This window comes from Paenibacillus cellulositrophicus (assembly GCF_009363095.1).
GTDB classification, from domain to species: domain Bacteria; phylum Bacillota; class Bacilli; order Paenibacillales; family Paenibacillaceae; genus Paenibacillus_AQ; species Paenibacillus_AQ favisporus.
Genome location: NZ_CP045296.1, coordinates 82990 through 108687, shown reverse-complemented (window position 1 = coordinate 108687; position 25698 = coordinate 82990). Strand labels below are relative to the sequence as shown.

Annotated in this window: 22 protein-coding genes; 6 read left to right on the top strand and 16 right to left on the bottom strand. The window is 52.8% G+C overall.

Going from position 1 to position 25698, the window contains the following annotated elements:
• Window positions 1–31: 31 nt before the first annotated feature.
• The 5 genes from GCU45_RS30290 to GCU45_RS30270 form a co-directional block, all read right to left on the bottom strand.
• Window positions 32–724, bottom strand: a complete 693-nt coding sequence (locus GCU45_RS30290) for a galactosyltransferase-related protein (RefSeq protein ID WP_152403579.1) — start codon at window positions 722–724, stop codon at window positions 32–34.
• A gap of 44 nt (window positions 725–768) precedes the next feature.
• Window positions 769–1884: a class I SAM-dependent methyltransferase gene (locus tag GCU45_RS30285; protein ID WP_152403578.1), complete on the bottom strand. Its 1116-nt coding sequence runs from the start codon at window positions 1882–1884 to the stop codon at window positions 769–771.
• A gap of 91 nt (window positions 1885–1975) precedes the next feature.
• Window positions 1976–2491: a class I SAM-dependent methyltransferase gene (locus GCU45_RS30280; RefSeq protein WP_244364731.1), complete on the bottom strand. Its 516-nt coding sequence runs from the start codon at window positions 2489–2491 to the stop codon at window positions 1976–1978.
• Between the two features lie 15 nt (window positions 2492–2506).
• Window positions 2507–3370, bottom strand: coding sequence for a glycosyltransferase family 4 protein (locus GCU45_RS30275; RefSeq protein WP_244364729.1), 864 nt, complete (start codon window positions 3368–3370; stop codon window positions 2507–2509).
• Window positions 3371–3639: 269 nt separating this feature from the next.
• Complete coding sequence (locus GCU45_RS30270; RefSeq protein WP_152403575.1) at window positions 3640–4470, bottom strand: helix-turn-helix transcriptional regulator; 831 nt, start codon at window positions 4468–4470, stop codon at window positions 3640–3642.
• 158 nt (window positions 4471–4628) lie between these two features.
• Between GCU45_RS30270 and GCU45_RS30265 the strand changes: the two genes are divergently transcribed.
• The 3 genes from GCU45_RS30265 to GCU45_RS30255 all read left to right on the top strand — a co-directional run bounded on the left by GCU45_RS30265 (window position 4629) and on the right by GCU45_RS30255 (window position 7305).
• Window positions 4629–6041, top strand: a complete 1413-nt coding sequence (locus tag GCU45_RS30265) for an MFS transporter (RefSeq protein ID WP_167527289.1) — start codon at window positions 4629–4631, stop codon at window positions 6039–6041.
• A gap of 158 nt (window positions 6042–6199) precedes the next feature.
• Window positions 6200–6670 (top strand): hypothetical protein, encoded by a 471-nt coding sequence (locus GCU45_RS30260; RefSeq protein WP_152403571.1) that lies wholly within the window; start codon window positions 6200–6202, stop codon window positions 6668–6670.
• Between the two features lie 14 nt (window positions 6671–6684).
• Complete coding sequence (locus tag GCU45_RS30255; protein WP_152403569.1) at window positions 6685–7305, top strand: TetR/AcrR family transcriptional regulator; 621 nt, start codon at window positions 6685–6687, stop codon at window positions 7303–7305.
• 9 nt (window positions 7306–7314) lie between these two features.
• On the opposite strand, the gene GCU45_RS30250 is transcribed toward GCU45_RS30255, so the two are convergent.
• A complete protein-coding gene (locus GCU45_RS30250; RefSeq protein WP_152403567.1) occupies window positions 7315–7854 on the bottom strand; it encodes a GrpB family protein in 540 nt (179 codons plus the stop codon).
• A 157-nt stretch (window positions 7855–8011) separates the two neighbouring features.
• Window positions 8012–8908, bottom strand: coding sequence for a L,D-transpeptidase family protein (locus GCU45_RS30245; protein WP_425281323.1), 897 nt, complete (start codon window positions 8906–8908; stop codon window positions 8012–8014).
• A 343-nt stretch (window positions 8909–9251) separates the two neighbouring features.
• Between GCU45_RS30245 and GCU45_RS30240 the strand changes: the two genes are divergently transcribed.
• From GCU45_RS30240 to GCU45_RS30230, 3 genes are read left to right on the top strand one after another with little or no spacing between them, the layout of a single operon-like run.
• Window positions 9252–10373: an ABC transporter substrate-binding protein gene (locus GCU45_RS30240; RefSeq protein WP_244364728.1), complete on the top strand. Its 1122-nt coding sequence runs from the start codon at window positions 9252–9254 to the stop codon at window positions 10371–10373.
• Window positions 10374–10409: 36 nt separating this feature from the next.
• The gene (locus GCU45_RS30235; RefSeq protein ID WP_397340972.1) at window positions 10410–11372 is read left to right on the top strand and encodes a carbohydrate ABC transporter permease; all 963 of its coding nucleotides are present in this window, start codon (window positions 10410–10412) and stop codon (window positions 11370–11372) included.
• 14 nt (window positions 11373–11386) lie between these two features.
• Entirely contained in the window at window positions 11387–12211 is an 825-nt protein-coding gene (locus GCU45_RS30230; RefSeq protein ID WP_076167304.1) for a carbohydrate ABC transporter permease, read from the top strand.
• A gap of 153 nt (window positions 12212–12364) precedes the next feature.
• Here GCU45_RS30230 and GCU45_RS30225 read toward each other — a convergent pair whose 3' ends face one another.
• The 9 genes from GCU45_RS30225 to GCU45_RS30185 all read right to left on the bottom strand — a co-directional run bounded on the left by GCU45_RS30225 (window position 12365) and on the right by GCU45_RS30185 (window position 25689).
• Window positions 12365–13183, bottom strand: a complete 819-nt coding sequence (locus tag GCU45_RS30225; protein ID WP_152403563.1) for an endonuclease/exonuclease/phosphatase family protein — start codon at window positions 13181–13183, stop codon at window positions 12365–12367.
• Between the two features lie 35 nt (window positions 13184–13218).
• Window positions 13219–16401, bottom strand: a complete 3183-nt coding sequence (locus GCU45_RS30220; protein ID WP_152403562.1) for an Ig-like domain-containing protein — start codon at window positions 16399–16401, stop codon at window positions 13219–13221.
• 85 nt (window positions 16402–16486) lie between these two features.
• The gene (locus GCU45_RS30215; RefSeq protein WP_152403560.1) at window positions 16487–17236 is read right to left on the bottom strand and encodes a hypothetical protein; all 750 of its coding nucleotides are present in this window, start codon (window positions 17234–17236) and stop codon (window positions 16487–16489) included.
• Window positions 17237–17520: 284 nt separating this feature from the next.
• Window positions 17521–19269 carry a glycoside hydrolase family 35 protein gene (locus GCU45_RS30210; protein WP_152403558.1) on the bottom strand — a complete coding sequence of 583 codons (1749 nt, stop codon included), beginning with the start codon at window positions 19267–19269 and terminating at the stop codon, window positions 17521–17523.
• Window positions 19270–19304: 35 nt separating this feature from the next.
• A complete protein-coding gene (locus GCU45_RS30205; RefSeq protein ID WP_152403556.1) occupies window positions 19305–20582 on the bottom strand; it encodes a Gfo/Idh/MocA family protein in 1278 nt (425 codons plus the stop codon).
• Window positions 20583–20600: 18 nt separating this feature from the next.
• The gene (locus GCU45_RS30200) at window positions 20601–21488 is read right to left on the bottom strand and encodes a carbohydrate ABC transporter permease (protein ID WP_076167318.1); all 888 of its coding nucleotides are present in this window, start codon (window positions 21486–21488) and stop codon (window positions 20601–20603) included.
• A 15-nt stretch (window positions 21489–21503) separates the two neighbouring features.
• Window positions 21504–22394 (bottom strand): ABC transporter permease, encoded by an 891-nt coding sequence (locus GCU45_RS30195; RefSeq protein WP_105443402.1) that lies wholly within the window; start codon window positions 22392–22394, stop codon window positions 21504–21506.
• A gap of 110 nt (window positions 22395–22504) precedes the next feature.
• The gene (locus tag GCU45_RS30190) at window positions 22505–24235 is read right to left on the bottom strand and encodes an extracellular solute-binding protein (RefSeq protein ID WP_145156974.1); all 1731 of its coding nucleotides are present in this window, start codon (window positions 24233–24235) and stop codon (window positions 22505–22507) included.
• A 119-nt stretch (window positions 24236–24354) separates the two neighbouring features.
• Window positions 24355–25689 (bottom strand): response regulator transcription factor, encoded by a 1335-nt coding sequence (locus GCU45_RS30185; protein WP_152403554.1) that lies wholly within the window; start codon window positions 25687–25689, stop codon window positions 24355–24357.
• Window positions 25690–25698 lie beyond the last annotated feature (9 nt).

Below are 25698 nucleotides of genomic sequence, written 5' to 3'. Positions count from 1 at the left end.
TTGTTACAACGGAACGCCTCACAGTCATGGCTTACCCGCCTGCTTTTTCCCGAATCAGCTCGTTCATCGACTCCCTGTCACCGCGAGCAGCTCTGTATCGTTGAAAAAGCCTGTAATTATGCTCATAATGGGGGTTGCCCTGCGGACCAACGAAAGGATGCCAGAAATGGTACATCAGTCCATCGAGACGGATATGCTCGCCCACCAGTGTATCCATCGTATAAGCAAAAGCCTCGTCCTCGCCGCCCCAGCCGATGAAACGCTCATCGTAACCGCCAATTTGTTCAAATGCGCTCCGGCCGACAATATTTAATCCCCCGACGAAAAAGGCGGCATGTTCTTCCCTGGTATCCGGTTCGGTTTCCAGGGGCCAGATGGCTTCTCCCTCTATGACCAACCTGGAGACGCGCTGTGTCAGCCGGTTGATCCGGCTGAACGGAATGACCCACCGCCCCTGCTCGATCCAGCGGACCGAATCGGCCACCAGCTGCGGGTCGTAGACGATATCACCGTCGGCAATAATGAAGATGCTGCCGCTTGCCCGGGACGCCGCCCGGTTGATCGCCCTGGATCTGCTGAAAGGTTCGTCCGCGCCGATCTCCCCGATGCAAATATCCGCCGAGGGCAGAATATGCTTGTAAAACCGAAGAACAAAGGACAGCGCCTCATCCCTCGGCCCGCCGTCCGGCTGGTATGGGATCAGTACGGACAATTCGTCATGCATCCACATCTCACCTCTGCTTCCGATAGATTAACCGGCTTGCCGGTCTATGCTTTACGAAAAACACCGAGTTCCCGGTATTTCCCCGTGCCGAACGTATCCGCCAGCTTTTCATAATGCTTAAAACCGGTATTCTCCATCAGCATCTTCTTCTCCGATTCAATGGCATCCCCGGATTCCCAGAAGAGCAGACCGCAGACGCTCCGGTCCAGCTGGGCAAGAAACCGCCTGCAAGCTTCCGGATCTTTCATGATGTGATAAAAAACGGTCAGCAATAGTCCGATATCGTATTGCTGCACGGCATCAGATTCTTCAAATCGCTCCGTGATGACGGAAAATGCCGTCCGCTCCATCGCGTTCAGCTTGTGAAGGAGGGAATGGTGGTCCGGATCCGGTTCCACCCCGGTGACGTCCGCCCCTTCCCTGACAAAATGCCTGGAATAGTATCCAATGTTGCAGCCGATGTCCAGGATGCTCCTGCCTTTCAACTTCCCTGGCCCCAAAAACCGGGCAATATGGTCAAGCCTCGTTGGATATGTCTCGTCCCGCTCGCTGCGCATATCATAAAACTGCGGGTGTAAGATCGGCGTATAAATCAGCGTTCGATGCTGGTCCTTCATCGTTTGCTCGACGTCAGCCGCTGCCGCGGAGTGAAGCCAGACCTTATAATCCTGAAGCGGGATTCGGACCGGAATCCTCCGAAAGCCGAGGCAGTACAAAAAACAAGCCCTGTGATGTCCGTCCAAAACATTGAAATATCCGGCCGGATTCCATTTCGCTTTGATCGGATGATCGAAAAAAAAGTCCGATCCGCTGCGGAGCTCAGACTGCATATTTTCGTATTCCATCCGTCTTTGAATCAACAGCCCTTTGCGGGACATTGGAGGGGCTATTCCCCGAGTTACATGAATCTGCTCATACCAATCCAGGTAAGCATCCGGCGCAGCCCCCGGCTCCCCGGCAAAGTAACGGTACAGCTCCCGGTGCGGAACGAGCCGCATGATGGAAATGTCGGCATACTGAAGATGGTGTTCGTACCAACGGTCAGTAAACGATTTGATCAGATGATCGGTACGGGCCGATCGAACATCCAATTCGGTGAACAGCAGCTCAACAGGGATTTCAGTTACTACATAATCTCTGCTGGCACCATGCCCTGTCATATGGCGCTTCCCCCATTCGGTGTTGATATTGACCAAAGCCTCTGACTTTTAACCGTGCGGCTGTGCGCCCTGGAACAAATAAGTGGCAAAGTCACGCTGGATATAATCCTTGAACATGCGCTTGGAGGCGGTCGGATTCCTCCGTCCAAACGCTGCGATGGGTTTCGTATTCGTTGCCGTATTCGGCGCCCTGCGGCCAATCAGGCCCAATCGGAACGTTCAAGAGCAGGCTGCGGCATTGCTTCAGACAGGCTTCTAGGAGCGCGGTCCCCCGCTCCTTCTCGATATGCTCAAGGACATCGCCCATAATGATCAAATCATAGGCTCCAATCCGCCGTTTCATCATCAGTTCATAGGCGTCCCCAATATATATATGGTTGTAAAAGTATGGATGATAGTCGTCCACATTTTTCGGAAAAACCTCGACCCCCTCGATCCTCGTCTGCCACTGCTCACGAAAGACGCGCCCCTGCCAGACGTCGAGAAATTCCCTGCAGAGCATGCCCCACCGGCCGAACCCGACCCCGATGTCAAGAACGCTGGACGGGGCCTCCTTCCGGATGAGTTCCACGCAATAAGACAGGTTCTGCCAGTTGGATGTGCCCATGTGAGTCGTCACCTCCTATATTCCAAACAAGACGGCGAGCCAGCGTTTCACGCCTGCCTCGATGGTCCAGCGCGCTTCGATTTCCGTTCTGCACAGACGCCCGATTTCCCTTAAACGCGATCTTTCCTGCAGGCAGCCGTCAATGGCCTGGATAAATGCCCCGGGATCGTCACGGTCCAAAATTAAATGATGCCCGCTGGGATGGGCCGCTTCCTTTACGTATCCGACGTTGGTTGACAGCACCGGTTTGCCGCTGGCAAAAGCCTCAAGCGCCGTTGCTCCGCCCCCTTCATTCGCCGACGTGATCAGAAGCAGGTCAATATCCCGATAGAAGCGCGGCATCTCTTCGTGCGCATATGCTCCGGCCGTTTCAACGAAGCGCACTTCCGGCCGGCCGGCAAAATGACGTTTGACTGGCTCGTACAGAGCCGCATAACGTTTGGATGCCTTTCCCGGATCTCCCGCCCACCCGATGACGAGCGGCCGGCCTTCCTGCTCCAAGGGCTCCCCATCCGCAGGAACGGGATGGAACAGCGCATGGTCGACAAAGTGTCCGATATGGCGGACGGAAGCAGCCGGTGCCATCGCTGCGAGGCACTCGGTCAGCTTCAGATTCATCGCCCCGATCGAGCCGATGCGGGGAATCACCAGACGCAAAAAATCGGGATCGGGTTCCGGCTTGTCAGCCCATTCACGGAACGTGTCGTAATTTTTGCTGAAATAATAATAGGAGACCGCAGCGGATGAATCGATCCGGATATGCTTAAAGATGGCAAATGCCGCCAGGCCCAGGCACATGGCGGAGATGCGGGAATATTCCCGGTTCAGCGCCTCGCTGCCCCTGCTCCCGATGCTCTCCTCCAGTTGTTTGGCGGACATGATATCCAGGCAGGGATGATGCTGTTGAATGATCTTGGCCGTCTTACCCAGGATCCACCAGTCGACATCGTAAATAAGCAGATGCTTTTCGACCGTCCTCGCCTCCTGTCAGGCTTCTGGCTGGAATCCAGCCCGCCAGCCGCCGCAATTGAATTACGTCCTATACGATCATATTCCAGCGCAGAGCCGCTAGTTACGGGAGGGGGTGAAATATTGGACCGACTCAGCAAAAAAAGGCAGAAACCACGTGGGTTTCTGCCTTTTGCTCATTATTGAAGCAGCTGTTTCATTCTCTGTATGGTCTCGTCATTGTAAGGCAGGTTCACCGTGGCACGAAGATCATAAGAATCCTCCACCTGGAACGTAATATGGCTGAATTCAAGCAGCCCCACGCGCGGATGGTAGATTTTTTTCCGGCCTTCCTTGACGTTCAGCACATCATGCTGGGGCCACCATGCCCTGAATTCCTCGCTTTCCTTGTTCAAATCTTCAATCATCCCGCTCCACCATGGATCCTCGACATTGAGTCCGTATCCCGCACGAAACTGGGCGAGCCGGAGCCGGGCGTTTTTCTCCCAGCCCTCGCCCAGAAGCTCCTTCGTATAGGAAGAAACGAACATTCTCCAAACCGAGTTCCGCTCCCTGACCGTCATCTGCTCATAATCGCCGAACACGAGCCGTGCCGCCCTGTTCCAGCCGACGATATCCCAGCGGGAATTGGCCACAAACGCCGGATGTTCCCCCTGTTCGTCCAGGAACGTCTGCAGGAGCGGGCTGATCGACATTTCCGGCTGCTGATAATGAAACGGCAGAAGTCTCGAAGCCAGCAGAAACAGATGCTTCGTTTCATTCTCATCCAGCTGCAGCGCCCTGGCGATGCTCTCGAGCACCTGAGTGGACACAGAGATGTCCCTTCCCTGTTCAAGCCAGGTGTACCAATCGACACTCACGCCAGCAAGCAGCGCCACCTCCGCCCGCCGAAGGCCGGGCGTTCTTCGTCTCCCTCCGCCGGGGAGACCCGCCTGTTCCGGAGTCAGACGGGCCCGCCGGGTCTGCAAAAATTCGGCAAGCTGGCTCGTACGCTGATGCGTTGTCTCCATGTAAAGACCCTCCATTTTCTATCCGAAGTGGGCAAGATGACCGATACCTAGGAGAACCATTCCTAGGATAAACCGCTCTCTTCATTCCCGTTTCTTCTGAATATACACTATACAACACATCGATGGGTTTGAAAAAGATCATTGGAGGGGTTTATGGAATGAATGGAACATCCATCACGGCCGGGACCAAGCCGGCCAACCAAAGAAACTGGTCTTCCTGGCTGCTTGCAGGGCTGTCCCTCGGCTACTTCATCGTGCTGCTGGACACGACGGTCGTCACGGTCGCACTCCCTGCCATCCGGGATACGCTTGGCGGCGGACTCAGCGGAATGAGCTGGGTAACGGGCGCGTATACGATGGTATTTGCCAGCATGCTGCTGGGCATGGGTGCGCTGGCTGATCGATGGGGGGCAGCCCGTGTTTTCTTGGGCGGGATTGTCCTGTTTATGCTGGCTTCGGTCCTCTGCGCCGTTTCGCCTGCCATCGGCTGGCTGATCGGCTTCCGGGCGCTGCTCGGCGTCGGCGGAGCGGCACTGCTGCCGTCTTCTCTGACGATCATTGCGGAGACCTTTACGGACCCCGCCCGCCGGGCCAAGGCGCTCGGCATTTGGGCGGCCGTGTCGGGCTTGGCGCTTGCCGCCGGTCCGATCATCGGCGGCATTCTGGTCGACACTCTGGGGTGGCAGAGCATTTTTCTGCTGAATATCCCCGTGGGCATCCTCAGCTGGCTGTGGACGCGGGCGAACGTGGACTTTTCAGCCCGGAAACCCGCACCGTCCGGCATGGATCCGGTCGGTCAGCTTACCGGCCTGCTGGGCGTGGCGGTACTGACGAGCGCTTTTATGGAAAGCGAAGACCTCGGGTGGGGATCACCCGTCATTCTTGTTCTGTTTGCCGCCGCCGCCCTGCTGATCGGCTTGTTCATCTGGATCGAAAAGCGAAGCCATTCGCCGATGCTGCCTCTGTCCTTGTTCAAAAGCCGTGTGCTCGTGACCGGATTAGCGGCCGGGTTGCTTATTAATTTTGGCCTTTCCGGCGTGCTGTTTGTCATGACGCTGTATTTCCAGCAGCTCCATCGTTATTCAGCTATGGGGACGGGCCTTGCATTTCTTTCGCTGACGCTCCCCATGGCGGTGAATCCCATGCTGATGAGCAGACTGATCAGCAGGTATGGAGCAGCTCGCACCATCGGTACAGGATTTCTCCTGGCATGCACCGGAATGCTGATCCAGGCTCTCCTTCCTGCAGATACAGGGTATATTCCCACTGGAATTTCGCTGCTGCTGATCGGCTGCGGCATCTCATTCATCCTGCCGCCGCTCGTCTCCGTGGTGATGAGTGCAGCGCCGCAAGGCAAGACGGGAACGGCTTCCGGCGCGCTGAATGCCTTCCGTCAGCTCGGTGCTACGCTGGGAGTGGCGCTGCCCGGCGTCCTCATGGCCGCAGCCCCCGATTTGTCCCATGGCGTCATGAGGTCCTTGCTGCTGACAGGCATTTTGTGCCTGGCTGGAAGCGTGCTCGTTTTCCGCTATATCGGGGGCACATCCACCAATACATCTCGAAACCGCTAATCGTCAAAAAGCGTGCCAGCAGTTTTATTCCGCTGGCATGCTTTTTTGGCATGCGGGCCGACGCGGATTGACTTCCTCCATTTTGATATGATAGGATTTGATCATTCAATCAGTTTTTTGATTAAATGATCAATTTTTAGAAATGGAGGAGTCTTACAATGAATGATCAAACAGATCCATCCCCTCAGGAAACGGAGGTATTCCCCGATTGGCTGGCAAGAATCATGCCGCTCGTCAGCCTGTTTCTCGGCGCCGCAGCTCTTTGGTATACTTGGTTTAGAGGTCACGAAATGTTGAATACTGCAGACGTTCCATGGTATGAATGGATACGGCCTTCATTTACGCTGGTGATCGGATGGATGTGTCTGATTTCCGCCCTGTTATTTCTGCTTGGCCGGAATTCCGCTTGGCACTTGCTGAAGGGCGGTTTATCTCTTGTCCCGCTCATGCTGATGTCCAATCTGGTCATTGCGGCCAGCCGCGCGGTCACCGGTTTGTTTCAGGGGAAAGCGATGCCCTTGCTGGAGCATTTGTTTACCAATCCCAAGAACCTGATGATTCCCGTCATCGTCATTGCGCTCGGATTGCTCGGTTCGCTCAGTAAAATGGAAAACAAGAACAAAGAATGACTGAAGGAGATCACATGAAGGAAGAAACCAAAACGCAAGGAAAATCATCGTTTATCGCCGAAGCGAGAAGGGAGCAGATCATGGAAGCTGCCATCCGCACCCTGGACGAAATCGGCTACGTCAGCGCTAGTTTGTCCCAAATCGCCAAACGCGCGGGCATCAGCACGGCCTTGATCTCGTATCATTTTTCCGACAAACAGGATTTAATGAATCATCTGCTGATGAAGCTGGTGGAGCAGTCAACGTCTTATATTTTGGATAGGGTTGAACAGGCAAGCACGCCGCAGGAGAAGCTCAGCGCGTTCATCACTGCCAGTTTGGCGTATCAGGGAACGCATCCCGCCCACAACACGGCTTTGGTCGAAATCGTGTTTAATGCAAGGACGCCTGATAACGTCCCGTATTACAAGCTTGATGAGGAGGAGGAAGACCCTCTGCTGCAGACATTGGGGACTATCCTGCGTGAGGGTCAGGAGCATGGCGTTTTCGGGGACTTTCACCTTTCCGTCATGTCCAACATGATTCAAGGCGCGATCGGGGAATATATGCTGAACCCGGCGGTCATCGGCAGGGTCGACCTGGAGACCTACAGCAGCGAACTTGTCCGTATCATTCATCGGGCCGTCCGGGCGTAAGCAGACAGCTTATTCCTCCCATACGTCTTCCAGGGGAAGCCCTTTCTCCTCTCTGGCCGCATCGACGACCGACTGAATAAATGTCGTTTTGGCCCGGGTGTAAGCATTCATCGATTCAGCGATTCGGGCCGCCTGCATTTTAATGGCTCCGTACTCCTCTACGAGCTCCGGATGGCGGCGCAAGTAATCGCGGAGCAGAATCTCATTGCGGGTATGGAACTGTTCGTCATAAGGCATCAGATGAACATTGTGCGTCCAGATTCCTTCTGTCGATTTAGCAAATAAATGCCTTCCTCGCATTCCGGTCTCCACGTAAGAATAGCTGGCTGGATCCAGCAGGTCTTTGTAATATGCAGCCGAACGGAACGGATTCACGCCGACGAACATATCGACCACTGGCTTGGCCAGCTGGCCGGGAATGGCCGTACTGCCGACATGCTCGAACACGACCGCATCCAAGCCCGCTATTCCGGACAGCCGTTCTTTCTCCATAGCGAACTCTTCCGCCCATTCCGGCAAATAATCCACAATTTCGATTACGCAGTCCATCACCCACACCTCTTTCGTATGTTTTGCCCTCCAACGGCCGGACCTTCGCCGCGGCCGCTTCCGTGCCTTTCCATCATACACACCCCAGCCGGCAGCTCCAACCCTGTTTCCCCAGGCTAACCGCGCAAAAAAAGCCGCGCATGCGCGCGGCTCGGGCTTATTTGCCCGTTGTTAGGTTCACCGTATTGGAGGCTCCGTCCCACACGACCGAGTAACCGGATATTTCTGACATGTTGCGAAGCGGAAGCATCAGTGAATTCCCCTGGAACCGGGAGGCGGTAATGTTAACCGTTTTGCCGTTCACGACAGCCTTGCCGGAGAGCGCCTTATGGGTAATCTTGCGATTTCCCGTGTAGACCGTCACCGTTTGGGTACTGGCGTTCCATTCAACCGTCCCGCCCAGCACCTCGAAGCAGGCGCGAAGTGGAATGTAGATGCGGGAATCGACCATGATCAAATCCTGCTTCAGCTGAGCTTCCTTTCCATTCACTACCAGCTTACCGTCAAACGACTGCACACCCACCGCATAGCCGTGATTTTGGGCGATCGTTTCAAAACTTTGGCTGGAGGTTGTTATAATAGCCATCGTATGCAGGGGCACCTGCTCGAACAGCCAGTGGATCTCGTCATTGTACATGCGGATGCATCCCGCGCTGACGTACTTTCCGATCGAGTTTTTGTTGCTGTTGCCGTGGATGGCGTACGTCGTCCCCATCGTCCCATTGACATTGAGGCCGATCCAACGGTCACCGAGCGGATTGCGGGGATCGCCCCCCGGGATCTTTTCCTTGTAATAGGGACGGTTTTTAATCTTGTTGACGATTTCAAACGTTCCTTCCGGCGTCAGGTCTGGTGACTTGCCCGTCGCCACCCTGAACTCCTTAACCAACTTTCCGCTGCTAAAATATGCCAGTTTATTCGTCTTTTTATTGACGATAATGAGGTCTTGCGAGGCGATTTTTGCCTCGGCCCCGGCCGGAAACATCCAGCAAAAGGATAGAACTAGAACGAGTGCTGCCGCGGCATAACGGCGATAAAGGCTGCGGACTGACAGTGGCGAACTCCCTCCCTTCAGATGGTAAACCCATATTCAATATATGGCGCGGGGGCGATGTCCTACGACCGTCTTATTTCAAGCAAGCGGTTCCAAAATGTATTGTAAGCGTTTATAATGTTCGTAGAACGGACACATTTTAGGGATTTAAAGGAGTGATGATGCTGCTGCAGTACCATATAGCCGCGATGGGAGGCCGAAAACGATGGCAAAATACCGAATCTTATTAACGTGTTTATTGCTTGTTGCTTTCATGGTTAGCGGATGTTCTAGCGGGTCTTCATCTAATAGCAAAGTGAAAACGCTTACTCTTTGGTACTGGAACCGGAGTCTGGACGATAATTTGATCAACGCGGTCCAGAAGCAGTTTCCGGGAATTCGCATCAACGCCCAAAAAATCGGGGGCGACTTCAAATCCAAGCTGAAAACGACGCTCGCTGCTGGCAGCGGCGGTCCGGATATCGTGGCCTTTAACGACTGGGTCACCGAGCTGTTCCCAAGCGCCGACCGCTTCTACAACCTGTATGATCTCGGAGCGAAGGACATCGAAGGGGACTACCTGGACTGGAAATGGCAGCTTGGGGTCACGCCGAAAGGCGAAATGATCGCCATGCCGATCGACACGGGCCCGACCGCATTATTTTACCGTGCGGACCTGTTCGAGCAAGCGGGTCTCCCGACCGATCCGGAAGAGGTTCATCAGATGATGGGCACTTGGGAGGACTATTTCGCCGCAGGCGAGAAGCTGCAGAAGGCGCTCGGCGGCAAGGTGAAGCTGCTCGACAACATCGGCCAAGTTTACACCCAGGTCAACGCGCAGTCGGATAAAATTTATTTTGATAAAAATGAAAATTTCATCGGCGAGGATCCTTCCTCTTCCATGAAGAAGGCATGGGACCTGGCGGTCAAAGCCTCCCAAATGGGGCTGCTCGCCAATGCCAGCACGTTCTCCTCCGAGTGGAACGCCGCGATGAACAATGGCAAGATCGCTTCCTTCGTGAGCGCGGTATGGGCGAAGCAAATCTTGATGGACGCGGCCCCGGATACGAAGGGCAAGTGGCGCGTCGCAAGAGCTCCGGGTGGAGACGGCAACAACGGCGGTTCCTTCCTCGCCATTATGAAAACGAGCAAATACCCGAAAGAATCCTTCGAGGTGATGAGCTGGCTCCTGAATCCCGAAAACCAGGTGACCAGCTTCAAGGAACTCAACTTGTTCCCTTCCGCCTCCAAGGCGCTCGATTCGGACGTCATGAAGCAGAAAGAGGACTTTTTCGGCGGGCAGGCTACCGGTGAAATTTTTACGGAGTCCGCGCGCAACGTGAAGCCCTCCTATTTCGGCACGAAATACGCCAACCTGAACGGGATCGTGAGCCGCGAGCTGTCATCGGTCGCCCTTCAAGGCAAAAACCCGGATAAAGCATGGGAAGATGCACTATCCAGAGTGAAAAAGGAGCTGCTGCGTTAAACGGTCATACCATCCCGACAATGGAGGTAGAGTCTTATGGGTCAACCATTACAGAAGCGAACTCAATTCGATCCCGGCAGCTCCATGCAGGTGCCGGAGCGGAAGCGGGGATTGGGGTCTGAAATATGGAAGCACCGGAAAGAATACCTGGCCATCTCCCCTTTCTATATTTTGTTTGCCGTCTTCGGCTTGTTCCCGATCCTGTTCTCGATGTATCTTTCTTTCCAGAAGTGGGACGGCATCGGCGTAATGACCTTTAACGGTCTGAACAATTATCAGTTCATGGTCACCGATCCGGAATTTTGGAAGGCGGTCGGCAACACACTTTTGATCTGGATTTATTCGACCATTCCGATGCTGTTCTTCGCGCTCATCATTGCGTTTTTGCTGAATGCGTCGTTCGTGCGGTTCCGTACCTTCTTCCGGATCGGTTACTTTCTGCCGAACGTCACTTCACTCGTTGCGGTGGCGATTGTGTTCAGTACCGTATTCTCCAACAACTACGGACTTTTGAATTATTTCCTGTCCCTGTTCGGGATTTCCCCCGTGGAATGGCTGAACAAAACCTGGGGTATCCAGCTGGCCGTATCCATTATGGTCATCTGGCGCTGGGTCGGTTACAATGCGATCATTTATTTGGCAGGACTCCAGAGCATACCTACCGTCCTCTATGAGGCCGCCAAAATTGACGGAGCCACCGGCATCCAGTCCTTCTTCCGCATCACGATCCCGAATTTACGGCCGATTATTCTTTTTACCGTCATTACTTCAACCATCGGAGGCATGCAGATCTTCACCGAATCGCAGGTGCTCGTCGGCAACGACGGCGGCGTCAGCGGCGGAGGTCTGACGATCGTTCTCTACCTGTACCGCGAGGCATTCGTGAACAATTACTTCGGCTACGGCTCGGCCGTCGGCTGGGGCATGTTCATATTGATTGCCCTCATCTCGATCTTCAACTGGCGGGTAGTTCAGGGCGGCGGTGCCAAAGATGAATAAACGGGGTGATACGCATGGTTAAAAGGAAGTCTTCTATCCTGCTGTATTTCGGATTGATCGTCGGACTCATCGTTTCCATCTTTCCTTTTTACTGGCTGGCCGTTATGGCCACGCGTACGACTGCGGAAATCTACAGCTTCCCGCCCAAGTTCTGGTTCGGGACGCAGTTTATCAGCAATGTGACGCGGGTGTTTCAGAACATCGATTTCTTCGGCGCGTTTCTCAACACGCTGTTTGTGGCCGGCTGCAGTACTTTGCTGGTCCTGTTCTTTGATTCCCTTGCAGGCTTTACGTTTGCGAAATTCAAATTTCCCGGCAAAAAGTGGCTGTTCGTCCTGCTGCTCGCCACGATGATGGCGCCGTCGCAGCTCTCGCTCGTTCCTTCCTTCGTCATCATGGCGAAGTTCGGGTGGGTAGGCTCCTTCAAGGCGCTGATCATTCCCGGCATGGCCAACGCCTTCGGCATTTTCTGGATCCGCCAGTACGCGGAGGAATCCGTTCCATCCGAACTGCTGGATGCCGGCCGCATCGACGGCTGCGGCTTCTTCCGGCTCTATTGGAACGTCGCGATTCCAATTCTTCGCCCGGCGCTGTCATTTCTGGGAGCGTTCACCTTCATCGGTTCCTGGAACGATTACCTCTGGCCGCTGATCATTTTAAACGACGAGCGTAAATTTACGCTGCAGGTTGCGCTTTCCTCCCTGAACGGAATTTATGTGACCGATTATGCAATGGTCATCGCGGGCACGCTGCTCGCGGTCATTCCGCTCATCATATTGTTCCTGTTCGTCAGCAAGCAGTTTATTTCCGACATCGCTGCCGGGGCGATCAAAAGCTGACAGGCTTGCCAGTACTTATGGAAAAGGAAGTCATATGCCGGTCCCGATAAACTGCGGGCTTCTGTCAAAAAAAGCATTGCAAATAGGACAAGGAAAACCCGCCCATTCGGGCGGGTTTTCACGCTTTTTATAAGCAGGTATATCACGGGGCCATTATCGCTTGAACACAACGTCGACAGCGATCGGCCGGTGGTCTGAAGCTTCCGTAGCGATCACTCGTGGATTCCAATGCTGAACTTGAGGCGATGTTACGATGTAATCGATCGTTTCGGTAGGCTGGTCGGCCGGAAACGTATAGGCATCCTCAACGCCTTGAAAGCTGTTGACGAATAAACCGCTGTCTAACAGAGCTTGAACCTCCGAACTGTCAGGTTCCGCATTAAAATCGCCCGTGAGAAGCTTTGGTCCCTTCACCGTGGAAGCCAGGTTAACGATTTCCTGCACTTGCGCCTTACGGCTTGCGGCATCGAGTCCCAGATGCGTATTATACACATCCACATGAACTCCCCGTAAATTGATCACCGCATGCAGAACGCCCCGCTGCTCATCGCCGAAGCTGCTGAGCAGCACATTGTCAGAGCGGAGGATCGGATACTTGCTCAGGATGGCGGTCCCATATTGGCGGTTATCCGCCTGGCCATCCGCCGGTTCCAAATCCAGATTGGCACCATACGCGTAGTGATAGCCGAGCAAGCCTGCTAATTCCTTGGCTTGGTCCTGAAAGTCGCTCCGCTCTCCGAAAAACCGGTCCACTTCCTGAAGGCCAACGATCTCCGCGCGGGAATCCCGGATCACATCCGCAATTCGTTTCAGGCTAAGCTGTTCATCCAAACCGACGCCATGATGTACGTTGTACGACATCACGGTTGTGCGAATCTCCTTGCCATTCCCGTGACCAGCCGCCATGGCGCTCGTTGAAAACAAGGATACGATCAGCAGGCTGACGATCGATGTGATGAAATGTTTTTTCATGATTAACTCTCCCTTCAAAGGTTAGATAACGACTTCTATTCATGAAGAAGCGATTCCGCATCGCGAAGCAGATACTCCGCAGCGTCGGCAGATACATGTTTTCCCTTTTGAGCGTTGACTTCATGAATAAAACTGCTTACATTATGATTCTGCAGCTTTTTCAGCAAGCTATTCGCAATCCCTTTGTTGTCAATCCAGCCGGCTTCTGCGAAACGCTGAACCAACTCCTCAAGAGCCGCGTTGCTTGTTTTCACATCAAAGTCAACGGACTTTGCGCTGGTATTCCCCGCCAAATCGCTGGCTTTCACGGTGAACGTATGCGCTCCCAGAGCCAGCTCGTACATTGGCGTGTCTTTTACATCCGTCAGAACTTTTCCATCCAGCAGGATTTCCGTTTTCGCGTTATCGACACCAGTCCAGGCATCCGATATTTCAAATCGAGGTTGGAACGTACCAGACGTTAATTCAGATGTAGTCACAGGGCCCAGCCTGATCTCAGGGGCTGTCCAATCGACGGTTATTTGGCTCGCAGCCTGAAAATTCCCATCTTCCGTCGTTGCCGTAATAACAGCCTTCCCCTCCCCTACTACCTTCACCCGCCCTTCAGCGTCTACCTCAACCACCTGATCATCATCGGTACTCCATTTGACTTTTTTATTGGTCGCGTTGCTGGGACTAACGGCAGCCTGCAGTGCTGCACTGCGGTCGGAAGACGCATTAAAAACGATCTCCGGTCGGTCGATCGAAATACCGGTGACAGGTACATGTTCAGGGGTATGCTCAACGATAAGCTCATTCAGCGCGATATTGCCCCATACCCGGTTCGCATCATTCACTTTCAGCCGCAGTTTATAAGCATGCACAGTCGGAAACGTGACGGTTTGGCTTTCTTTGGTGCTGTCGTTAAGCTTCCATTCGACCGATGCACCAGGCAATGCGGTTAGCCAGCCGCTGCCGTCGTAATACTCCACGTCAAACTTGGTAATCCCTTGACCAATGCCGAAAAAGGTAACCAACGTGACCTTGTTGACAGGTACCGGATCATGTCCGTAATCGAGCGTGATATAGCCCGGAAAAGATACGTTAACGTCGCTTCCCCATGCCGAGTTCAAATTGTTGTCGATAATGTTTGTGATCGTGCCCGCACCAGTTGGGAAGGACGTGGTGACCATGTCTTTGGATAAATCCGGATTGTTATATAGTTCTAGTTCGTTCAGCGTGGTCCTGCCGGACAGCGCATTTCCTCCATGCACCTTCAAGCGGATCTTGGAAAAACGGGTGAGCGGAAACTCTATGGATTTGATCTCATTGGCGCCGTTATTCAAATCCCAGGACAGATGAATATTCGTCCGGATAGGCACCCATCCTGAACCGTTGTCGTATTCCAGATCGAAGTCCGTGATCCCCGATTCCTGCCCGAATCTCGTATTGAGCTTCAATTGATTGGCAGAAATGGTTTGACCGCCGAAGTCAAGCGTGATATATCCCGGAAAAGAAGGCGAACCCTCAGTAGACCAAGCGGTGTCATAAAACTTATCGTTGATGTTTTCAATCGCCTGTGAAGACGACGAACGAAATGTCGTGCTTGCGGCAGCCTGCGGAGCCAAGTCATCGACAGGCGTGCTGACTGGCCGGATCTGAACGACGTCGATGGGATCTGGCATAGAACCGGCTGGAGGCACGCTGCCTTCGTATTCGTGTGCGCCGATATCCGGAGCCTCATTGTATAACCGATTGCCGAAGTAGTCCCTTCCTCCGTTTTCATTGATGCGAATGCCTGCACCGATCAAAGGAGAATCGGCCAGCAGCTTATAACCGTCGACGGTATTCATCCCTTCCGCTCCGCTGCCGGGGTTAGCAAATTTCGGATCGCCGGTTACCCCATGGGCATCGGCCTGAACGAGCGTGTTCCCGCCGTAATACGCGTTATAATCGAACGTTTGCCCCCTCAAATCCCAGCCTTTATCCCCTAAGCTGTAATAGACATTGTTATAATTTTTGATGTTGCGCGGAGCGCCGGAAGCCTTGGTGAAATAATCGCTCATAACCGGGTTCCCGGATGATTTGCCGACATACACCGTATTATTGTAGTTATACACGTTATCGATCGATCCGCTGTACCGGAAAATGCTTTTCCGGTCATTCTGGCTGATGTTATACCTTACGACCGTATTGATCGTGTCATACGTATCGTTTACAAACAGCATAAATCCGCCTGCGTTATCATGGCTGTAGTTGTACTGGACGAGCGAACCGATGTTTCCTGCGTCCACGTCGAAGCCGTGACCGTCTTCAGCGCCGTTGACGCTGGCAAATGATTCGTTGAATTGGACCAAATTGTTGTCCGAATAGGCCCACCAAATGGAAGCATTCGTCGCCAGATATGTAGCCTGCCCTACCGTATTGCGCTCGACAACCGCTCCATCGGTTACGTTCCAGGCAATTCCTCCCGTTGCGGCTCTGAGGACGGTGTTGTTGGATATTTTCACACGAGTCGAAGGCGTCCAAGGCCCATAAGGCTTCGGCACCCACGGCCATAAATCGCCCATTCCGTTACGCAGGATGCAGTTGGAACCGATGTAAATGCCATACGCATCCACGTCCGTCAGCGTATTCCCGTCAATCAGGACGTCGTCAAAAGCGCTTGGCGTCGTTGACCCGACCGAGTCGACAATAATTCCGCCGGATCGTGTCGTATAAGAACCGTCTACATCATGAATGTTTAAATTTTTAATATGAATATGGTGCAGCAGTCCCGCTTCTTCGTTTAAGATGTAGACGCCCCGCCGTTGTCCGCGCGGGTTTTCCCAGTCTCTGTCAAATGGCAGTGGGGAGCTGTTCGACACTTCCAGGTTGCTGATCTCCCAATACTGCTGATTTTTCAAAAAAACAGCTTCCAGTTCTGACGTCACGCCGGCGATTAACGGCTTGCTGCCTTCCCCATACTTATCAATGATGATGGGATTTCCCTGTTCGCCTGAGCCTTTGGGCCACAGCCTGCCATTCCAGCTTTCCCCGGCTTTAAACAGAATCTTGTCACCCGGGGAAAAAGTAGTCGCATTGACTTTGTCCAATGTCTTCCAGGCAGAACCTTCGCTTGTTCCGTTATTCCCGTCGTCCCCTCCTGTACTGTCTACGTAATAAGTCGTTCCGGATGCCATCGCGGCCTGCGGCAAAGCGGTGAAGAAAGAACAAAACATGGAGACAATCAAAGTCATGCAGAACACTTTACCTCCCCATTTCCTCAAAAAGCATCATCCTTTCGTTTTATCATGTATGTAAAGCCCATTAGGCGTTACATCGTTACATTTGAAACGAATCGTATGGTCCCTGGTTCACGACGACCTTTGCTTCGGAGATGCGTTCGCGGACATAGCCCGCGTATTTATAGTCGATGTAGTCTTTGACTACTTGGTCTTTGACAGCTTCAAATGACTGATCCTTCGTTTCCGCGCTTTTTCGAGACTCGTAAAACAGTTTCAGCTGCTGTTCATCGGGCTTCCAATCCTGCTCCATCAGATGGTTTTTGACGGATACGATTGCGTTTGTCATGACGTATTCAAAATAAGCATCCTCACTGTAGGAGGCGGGTCCGAAAACAACCTGATGATCGCGGATCGCTTTTTGCCTTCTCTTGTTTTCACGCTCGAGGGATTGTTCAAAACTGTCCTCATCGATATCCCGCAGCACTCCCTGCTCCTTCGCAATGATTTGCTGAATTTTGATGTTCACACTCGTTTCCAGCGCTCTTTGTTTGATCATCTCCAGCGGAATTTGCCCTCCGTAAGACGTGGTCCAAAACGCAGGCGACGGCTCTGCGCCATATTTTTCATGAAAATAGCTGATGACTCCAGCTTTATTTGCAGTGATGGCTCTGCGGAATTCGTTGATATGAACGGGTACACCGTTAACCGTCGCGATCACCTCAGCGTGATGCTTCGTCTTGGAAAACCCGGACCCCGCAGTGAATATAACGATCACAGAACCTATGACCAACAATCCGGCCGTAAACAACCATTTGGGACTGCCAAAATGATGAATGATTTTAACCATATGCATCCCTCGCCAGCCTATTTTTTATCGATGCTGTAATCAACATCGCCTTTAATCTTTGACGTGTTATATCATTATAAAGCCCGAAAGAAAGCGCATCCATTTCTCGATCTTTACAAACCTTTCACTTTCTTTACCTCATGGATCCGGTAGTGGATACATCATCAGGGGATCTCTTAAACTTTGGATTCAACATTAAGGCCGGCTCAACGAAAAAAAACTCTAAGCCTGATCAATGATCAAGCTTAGAGTTGCAAAGAGCTGGTTCCAGCCCCATAAAGAAGCTATCCTAAATCCGGCTGCTCACCAAAATCAATTTCCGGCAGCTCCGTACCGTACAATTCGAAAACGACGATTTCGTTGGCACCCTGCCGCAGCAGCGGCCCCGGTACATACAGCGTTTTTTGCGGCCCGAAGTTCCAATACCGGCCCAGGTTGAAGCCGTTGATAAATACGACGCCTTTGTTCCAGCCGTTCAAGCTCAGAAAGGTGTCTGCCGGTTCGTGAACCTGCAGCTGTCCACGGTAAAAGGCAGGGCCTTGCTGCGGCTGCAGCGCGTGAAAATCGAGACCGGACAAGTCGTTTAACGGCAGCGGGTACGTCGTCCATTCCGATAAAAACTGCCTTCCGTGCCGCACGCCCTCGGTGATTCCCTTCCTGTCTTTCATGTACGGGCCATAATTGATCCGGCCCATATTCTCCACGAGCAGCGTAAGCTGGACGCCGCCCTGCGGAACCGCGAACTCGATTTTCGTACCGGGCTCGCTGCGGTCCAATGTCCCGGCAAGTTCCCCATTCAGATAGACCAGAGCGCGGTCGCGGAGGTCCTGAACGAACAACTCCTCCTTAGGCCTCGGGCCGGGGATCAACGTACTGTACTGAATAAAACCGTAGTTCTGGCCGAGCTTCTCCATCGGTTCGGGATAGGGAGAGCGCACCGCCGTTGAAATCCGGTCCAGATTGCCGGCCAAGGGAGCAAGCTCCGTCATTGCCACTTTACCGTATGCTTTCTTGGCGATGGGGTCCGGCAGCCCGTCCGCTGCAAGCGCCTTATACTTTGCGATGATGTCACGAACGGCAAAATATTTGTCCGTCGGCTCACCGTTTTCGTTTAGCAGCGCATCATAATCGTAGCTGGTGACTGTTGGCTCATAGCTGTCTTCCGTATGGCCGTTGGCTCCGCTCCAGAAGCCGAAATTCGTTCCCCCATGGAACATATAAAAGTTAACGGAGGCTCCCAGGCTGAGCATTTCATCCAGAACAAAAGCGGCGTCTTCCGCCGGACGGGTATGATGCTCCTCACGCCAGTGGTCAAACCAGCCGTCCCAGAATTCCATACACATGACCGGCGCATCCGGCTGATACTCCCGCAGCTTCTCGAAAGATTCCCGGGCACGGGAGCCGAAATTGACCGTTGCCAGGACGTCTTCCACCATCCCGCCCTGGAGCATGGCGTCTTCCGGACCATCCGAAGTAAACAGAAGCACGTCCATCCCCCGGCTGATCATCGCATTTTTCAAATAGTTCAGGTACTGCTTGTCGTTGCCGTAACTCCCGTATTCGTTTTCGATTTGCAGCGCAATCACAGGGCCTCCCTGGGTACAGAGCAGAGGCTTCAGCTTAGGAAGGAGCACATCATAATAATCATCGACATGGTCGAGGAACGGCTGATGGTAACAGCGCAGGCGCATATCCGAATCCGCCAGCAGCCAGGAAGGCAGCCCCCCGAATTCCCATTCCGCGCAAATGTACGGTGATGGCCGAACGATAACATAAAGTCCGAGGCTGCCAGCCAGTTCGATAAACTTCACCAAATCAGCGATGCCCTCAAACTGGAATTCCCCTTTCTGCGGTTCATGCAAATTCCACGGCACATACGTTTCCACGGTGTTCAAACCGCAGGCTTTCAGTTTGATGAGCCGGTCCTCCCAATACTCCGGTACGACACGGAAGTAGTGAATCGCTCCCGACAAAATTTGAACCGGCTCATCATTCATACAAAAAGCAGATCCCGAATATCGAAACGTAGACATAAGTTCCTCCTGTGGATTAGGTTGAAGGTATCGTATTAAACTGATGGCTCGCGGACGGCGTAACGCTGTTCGAACTCCTTCAAACGGATGATCTCGCCCGCAATTCTGGACTCTTCAGCGGCGAACGCCATCAGATGGCCCTGGACGGAATGGTCTGCAGATGTAAGGCCTTGAGCCTTGGCGTCCGCCCGTACCAGCTTGAGGAAATCGCTCATCAGCTTCATATCACCGCCGCCATGGCCCACATGGCCGCCCATGTCCCCGAACGTAATCCGTTCGACTTTGCCGCTGCCGAAGTGAATGATTTCGATTTCGTTTTTCTCCATCGCTCCGCGTATTTCCCCGGTCGTGCCCATCAGCTTGATCGTGCGGCTGACGTCTCTTGTAAATGCGCTCATCGTAAACGCAGCCGTGATACCGCCCTCAAACTCGAGATTCACGACCTGATGGTCGACGACGTCGTTATCGCAGTGATATACGCATCTGCCGTATGGCCCTTCCTGCAGCGCTTTGTAACGGGCTTCGTAGCTCATGTCGTCACTGATGGCCGAAGTCGGCCAGTTCGTATTATCGGTTAAATATTGATCGGGCGCATAATAGAGGCATTCATCCGCGACCGGACAGCCGTCCAGACAGCGGAGCGGAGCTCCTTCAGGCGCTTCGGATGCCGTAAAATGGCTGAGCGTGCCGAAGGAAGATACTTTGACGCAGTCCGCACCGGCAAGCCACAGCAGAATATCCAGGTCATGGCAGGACTTGGCCAGAATCATCGGACTGGAGTCCTCCTTGCGGCGCCAATTCCCTCTGACAAAGCTGTGCGCTTGATGCCAGTACCCCACATTCTCATTATGCTGGATCGACATCAGCCGCCCGATCGCACCATCTGCCAGCAAGCTTTTCAGCGTCTGGAAAAACGGCGTATACCGGAGGACATGACAGATGGAAAACACAAGTCCGGCTTGCGAAGCCATCTCCCCCATCCGGATGCATTCCCCGGGATCGGGTGACATCGGTTTTTCCAGCAGCACGTGATAGCCCGCCTGCAGCGCCTGCATGGTCGGCTCGAAATGCTGTTGATCCTGGGTACAGATCAGCACGGCGTCGGCCAGCTTCGGAGCTTGGAACAGATCGTCCCAATGCTCAAAGCACATCGAATCCTGCAGCCCGTGCCTCGCTTGAAAGCTTTCCCTCCGTTCCTTGACCGGCTCCGCCACGGCAACTACCTCAAGCTCATGCGGATGCGACAGCGCATATTCCAGGTAATTGATGCCGCGCAGGCCCGCTCCGATCAAGGCGACTTTTACTTTTTTCACGTCTTCTTTCCCCTTTCGTTATTCCTTGACGCTTCCGACGGTCATCCCTTTGACGAAGTATTTTTGCAGGAACGGATATACGACCATGATCGGCAGCGCCCCCATAAATATCTGCGCCGTCTGCAGCGTTTTCTCACTCAAATTTTCCATTGCTTTGATTTGTTCAATGGAAACGGACGTCATTTGGGAATTGATCGACATAATGAGCGTGGACAAATAGGTCTGCAGCGGGTATTTCTCCGGCGAATTCAAGTATAAGATGCCATCGAACCATGAGTTCCAGTGGCCAACGATCGTAAACAGGCCGATGGTCGCAATGGAAGGTAAAGAGACCGGCAAATAGATCCGCCATAAAATTCTCCAGTGTCCCGCGCCGTCGATCGTGGCCGCCTCGTCCAGCTCCCGCGGAATGGTGCGGAAGAAATTCAGCATCAGCACCATGTTCCATACGTTCAGCGCGCCCGGCAATATCAGCGCCCAGATGGAATCGATCAAACCTGTATTTTTCACGATGATATACGTAGGAATGAGACCTCCGCCGAAAAACATCGTAATCGCAAAAAACCAGACATAGACCGTCCGATACTTAAACTGGTCGACCGACTTGGATAGCGGATAAGCCGAAATAAAGCACAGGAACATGTTGACCGCCGTGCCAAGTGCTACCCGCTCAATCGAAACCCCAAACGAACGGAAAAACTCTACCTTTTGCCCAAGGTACCGGTATGCGTCAAAGTTGAAGCCGACCGGCCACAGTTTAACCTCGCCGGCCATCGCCGCCGTATTCGAACTGAGGGACACGGACAGAAGGTGGATAAACGGAATAATGCCAAGAAGCGTAATCGCCGTCAGCAGCGCCGAATTGAAAATGACGAACATTTTTCTGCTCAAAGTTGGTTTGTGCATCTCTCTGCCTCCAGCTTAAAAAATGCGATAATTGTTGTATTTGTAAGCCGCGTAATAGGTTAGCGACACCAAAACCAAAGATATCGCGGATTTAAACAGTCCGACGGCGGCGGCAGGTCCGAATTGCTGGCTGAACATACCAAGCCGGTATACGAACGTATCGATGATATCCGCTCCCTCATACACGGTCGGGTTATACATGATCAGGATTTGCTCAAATCCGGCGTTCAAAATCCCGCCAAGGCTGAGCACTCCGAGTAATATCAATATCGGTGCCATGCCCGGCAGCGTGATATGAATCATCTGTTTCCATCTTCCCGCACCGTCAACCTCGGCCGCTTCGTACAGCGTGGCATTGATTCCGGTGATGGCGGCGAGCATGACGATCATGTTATAGCCCATCCCTTTCCAGACGTCGGACCCGATCACGATGCCGCGGAACCACTCGTTATCCAGCATAAACATGATCGGCTTCAGTCCCATGGCTGTCATCAGTCCGTTAACGGGTCCACTCAAGGAAAACAGCTCGATAATGACACCGCCTAGAACGGTCCATGACAGAAAAAAAGGCAGAAATACGGCCGATTGGATAAAGCGGGAAAACCACCGCTTGGTGACTTCATTCAGCAGCAATGCCAGAATTAGCGGAACTAACAGGAACAACACCATTTTAATAACCGCGATCACAATCGTATTCCACAGCACCTGCTTGAAATCAGGCATGGCAAATACATATTTGAAATTGTCAAAACCAACGAACTTCGAATGAAAAAAGCCGGACAGCGGCTCAAACTGCTGGAAAGCCATGACGAGACCGGCCATGGGGCCGTAGGCATAAATCAGCGTCACGATAACGCCGGGCAGCAGCATGAGATGAAGGATATATTCCTTTTTCAGCGTTCTCACAGATGGACCTCCCCGTTCAATCGTAAACAGGAGGAATCGCCAGGACTAAAGCAGGCTCCTCCTCCCGTTTCACTTCATTTCAGGATTGCTAGCGGCAATCGCGAATCGAATTATTTCGCAGCCTGCTGACTGTACCAGTCGTTAACCTCTTTGGTAATTTGATCGCCGCCAAGGGATTTCCAGCTCTGAACGAACTTGTCGAAATCGTCCAGGGATCCGCCTAAAATGATCTTCGTAAACGCTTCCTGCATCAGCTTATCGAGCTGGGCGCCCTTTTCGACCTGCGTTTCCGTCGGCAATCCGAAGAACTCGTTGTTCACGAAAGCTCCGCTTTCCTTGATCTTCCGTGTCATCCCCCAACCGCCGTCTTTCGCCGCGCGGCTGAAGTATTGGCCCCAGTTTACGCCTTTGGAAGCGTTAGCCGTGTTGCCTGCAAGGTAATCCTGGGCTGCTTTGAACACATCGGCCACATTTTTGTAGTTCTCGTCATCCAGCGTAATTTCGGTCTGCTTCGCATCGAGTGCCTTGTTGACTTCCGTGTAGATCGTATCGATCTGGGCCGGGTTATAGATCCGCGGATTAAACCAGTTATAGACGTATCCGTTTTCCGCTTTGTTTTGTTCCATGTATTTCTTTTTGCCTTTTTCGATATAGAAGTTGATCATTTTGATGGCAGCTTCCGGATTTTTCATTTTTTTGTTGACGGCATACACTTTTCCGCTCCGGATCTTAGGCACCAGCGATTTGCCCGGACCGTCCAGACCCGGAATTTGAATGGCGATCCACTCTGCCTTCGGATCCTTGTCCACGTTCAGGTTCAGCGGATAGTTCGGATACCACCATTCCCCGTAGACGATGCCGACTTTGCCTGCTGTAATGTCTTCGACAGCCTTGTTTTCGTCCTTCAAAGCGAACTCTTTGTCCAAAATGCCGTCTTTATACCAGGATTGCAGCTTGCCAAGCGCATTCTTCACTTCCGGTTGAATCAAGCCGGGAATCAGCTTGCCGCTGCTGTCCTTGATCCAGGCGGATTGATTGTCGCCAATCGACGGATACGCCCCGAAGCCGTTAAAGAAGCCTCGCAGATCATAAGCCCAGAAGAACAGATTTTTTTGCAGCGATACGCCGTACGTATCGTTTTGTCCGTTTTGGTCCGGGTCGTTCTCAACAAATGCCTTCGCGACCTTATCCAGATCATCCATCGTCGCTGGCGGCTGCAGCTTCAGGTTATCGAGCCAGTCTTTACGAAGCCATAGCAGCTGCGTCGACAGAAACGGGTCTTCGAATGCAGGGATACCGAGCAGCTTACCGTCTTCGGAGAACGTCTTCATCGCAAAGCCGCCGTCGGACTCCATGTATTTCTTCAATTCCGGCGAAGCGTAATCGTTGTAAGCTGCGGTCAAATCAGCAAGCATGCCCTGCTTCTTCAGCTTTTCGAAGTTTTTCTGGTCCAGCTCCATAATGTCCGGCAGGTCGGCCGAAGCCATCGCGAGCGAGAATTTTTGCTCGAATTGGCTGGATGGAACGGTCCATTTGTACTTGACTTCGATGTTTAACATGTCTTTCAAATCTTTGAGATAAGCATTTTGGTCAGGCGTAATGCCTTTCGGCGTCCGCGGGTCCTCTGGCGGGTTATACCCCAGCACCTCCGTTACAGTTACCGTTTCAGGGTATTTACCAAGCGGCTCGGGCGGTGCGTCTGTGCTCTTGGTTTCTTCCTTGGCTGCCGGGTCTGCGGCTGAGGTTGCCGCCGAATCGTTCCCCTGGCTCGAGCATGCCGTGAATAACGAAAGAGAAATCGTGGCGAGCAAAAGCAATTTCCATGGCTTGTGTAATTTCATATTGATGGCCTTCCCCCTTTGTATGCTGTCATCTTGTTATCGCTTCACGTCATCATTATAGATTCCGAAGGAAAGCGCTATCAATTTTGAGTTTTTTACTTTGCTTTCACTTTTTTTACTTATTTGGAGTTCCGGTATTCCTGGGGAGAAACCCCCATCTTTTTCTTGAAAAAGGTCGTAAAATAGGAATGCGAATCGAAGCCGACCCGGGCGGCGATTTCGATTAACTTAAGATTGGTGTGCTGCATCAGATGAAGCGCGCATTCCAGTTTTTTCGACTGAATGTAATCCTGCAAATTTTGTCCGGTCATCTGTTTGTAGTAACGCGACAAGTAAGACGGATTGAAATGGACATGCTCCGCAATCGCGGTCAGGGACACATCACCGGACAGATGGTGCTGGATGAAGCTCTGAATTTGGTTGATCACCCAGGATTTCATGTCTTCCTGCTTCATTTGCCCGGATTCCGGCGAAAATTCTTGATGGGCCTGCTCAATATCAATCACGATCATCTTGTGGCCGAACGAGACTCGGGACTCCAGTGCACCGATCAGCGCGCTGTATTGGTCGCGGATCGTCTCCCAGCCCTTGCTTAAATCGCCGGAAACGCCGAAAGACACGGATGCGCCAAGCAGGCCTTCGCATTCATTTTGCACCAGTTCCAGAATCCCCTTCATATACGCCATGAATCCTTTCCAAGCCTGTGCCTCCGGATCAGGGTGAAGGAAACGGCCGAGCAGTTCCGCCTGCGGCTGAAGCAGCCACACAACGATATGTTCATCCGATATGGAGGACTCACAGGTGATCGAGTCAGGCAGGTTATTATGAAACGCCCTTTGCACGGATTCCAGCGCTTCCTGCGGTTTCAAATCCTCCGGGTTGTCGATCCTGCCGATGACTACAAATGCCGGTTCTTCCGCGTTCAGCCGGAAATCCAGCTCCTCGTACCGGGGATCGGCCAGAAGCGAAGCAGCAGGTTCCCCCTTCAGCATCCTTCTGATGCGTTCATTTTTCAAGACGGGAGCGGCGATTTGAAAATGCATGCTGGCCTTTTCTTCCCGGATTCTACGGCTGTTCTCCTCGTCAAGCTTATGGCAGGCTTCCCCAACGGCCCGAAAAATCGGGTCGATACCCTCGGTTTTTAATATGTAATTGTCCGCACTCTTCCGCAGTGCAGCCTGCACGTAATCGAATTCGCTGTAACCGGTCAGAAAAATGATTCTGCAGTGCGGCCAATAATAAGCAATTTCGTCGACCAGCTGCAGTCCGGTTTTTTGGGGCATCCGGATATCGCTGACCAAAATGTCGAGCTTCATCTTCTTGGCGATGCTCAGCGCCTGCGCGGCTGAATAGGCTTTACATACATCGAGTTCGAATTCCGTATTTTCCTGAAAAAGCTGAATTAGCCCGTTAACGATAACCGGCTCGTCATCCACGATCAACAATCGGTACATGATGCTGCC

Coding starts and splice junctions, on each gene's coding strand:
- GCU45_RS30190 (WP_145156974.1), bottom strand. CDS start 24,235: ATGAAATTACACAAGCCATGGAAATTGCTTTTGCTCGCCACGATTTCT.
- GCU45_RS30265 (WP_167527289.1), top strand. CDS start 4,629: ATGAATGGAACATCCATCACGGCCGGGACCAAGCCGGCCAACCAAAGA.
- GCU45_RS30185 (WP_152403554.1), bottom strand. CDS start 25,689: ATGTACCGATTGTTGATCGTGGATGACGAGCCGGTTATCGTTAACGGG.
- GCU45_RS30235 (WP_397340972.1), top strand. CDS start 10,410: ATGGGTCAACCATTACAGAAGCGAACTCAATTCGATCCCGGCAGCTCC.
- GCU45_RS30225 (WP_152403563.1), bottom strand. CDS start 13,183: ATGAAAAAACATTTCATCACATCGATCGTCAGCCTGCTGATCGTATCC.
- GCU45_RS30200 (WP_076167318.1), bottom strand. CDS start 21,488: ATGCACAAACCAACTTTGAGCAGAAAAATGTTCGTCATTTTCAATTCG.
- GCU45_RS30285 (WP_152403578.1), bottom strand. CDS start 1,884: ATGACAGGGCATGGTGCCAGCAGAGATTATGTAGTAACTGAAATCCCT.
- GCU45_RS30220 (WP_152403562.1), bottom strand. CDS start 16,401: ATGACTTTGATTGTCTCCATGTTTTGTTCTTTCTTCACCGCTTTGCCG.
- GCU45_RS30260 (WP_152403571.1), top strand. CDS start 6,200: ATGAATGATCAAACAGATCCATCCCCTCAGGAAACGGAGGTATTCCCC.
- GCU45_RS30250 (WP_152403567.1), bottom strand. CDS start 7,854: ATGGACTGCGTAATCGAAATTGTGGATTATTTGCCGGAATGGGCGGAA.
- GCU45_RS30270 (WP_152403575.1), bottom strand. CDS start 4,470: ATGGAGACAACGCATCAGCGTACGAGCCAGCTTGCCGAATTTTTGCAG.
- GCU45_RS30290 (WP_152403579.1), bottom strand. CDS start 724: ATGCATGACGAATTGTCCGTACTGATCCCATACCAGCCGGACGGCGGG.
- GCU45_RS30275 (WP_244364729.1), bottom strand. CDS start 3,370: ATGTCCGCCAAACAACTGGAGGAGAGCATCGGGAGCAGGGGCAGCGAG.
- GCU45_RS30215 (WP_152403560.1), bottom strand. CDS start 17,236: ATGGTTAAAATCATTCATCATTTTGGCAGTCCCAAATGGTTGTTTACG.
- GCU45_RS30210 (WP_152403558.1), bottom strand. CDS start 19,269: ATGTCTACGTTTCGATATTCGGGATCTGCTTTTTGTATGAATGATGAG.
- GCU45_RS30230 (WP_076167304.1), top strand. CDS start 11,387: ATGGTTAAAAGGAAGTCTTCTATCCTGCTGTATTTCGGATTGATCGTC.
- GCU45_RS30280 (WP_244364731.1), bottom strand. CDS start 2,491: ATGGGCACATCCAACTGGCAGAACCTGTCTTATTGCGTGGAACTCATC.
- GCU45_RS30255 (WP_152403569.1), top strand. CDS start 6,685: ATGAAGGAAGAAACCAAAACGCAAGGAAAATCATCGTTTATCGCCGAA.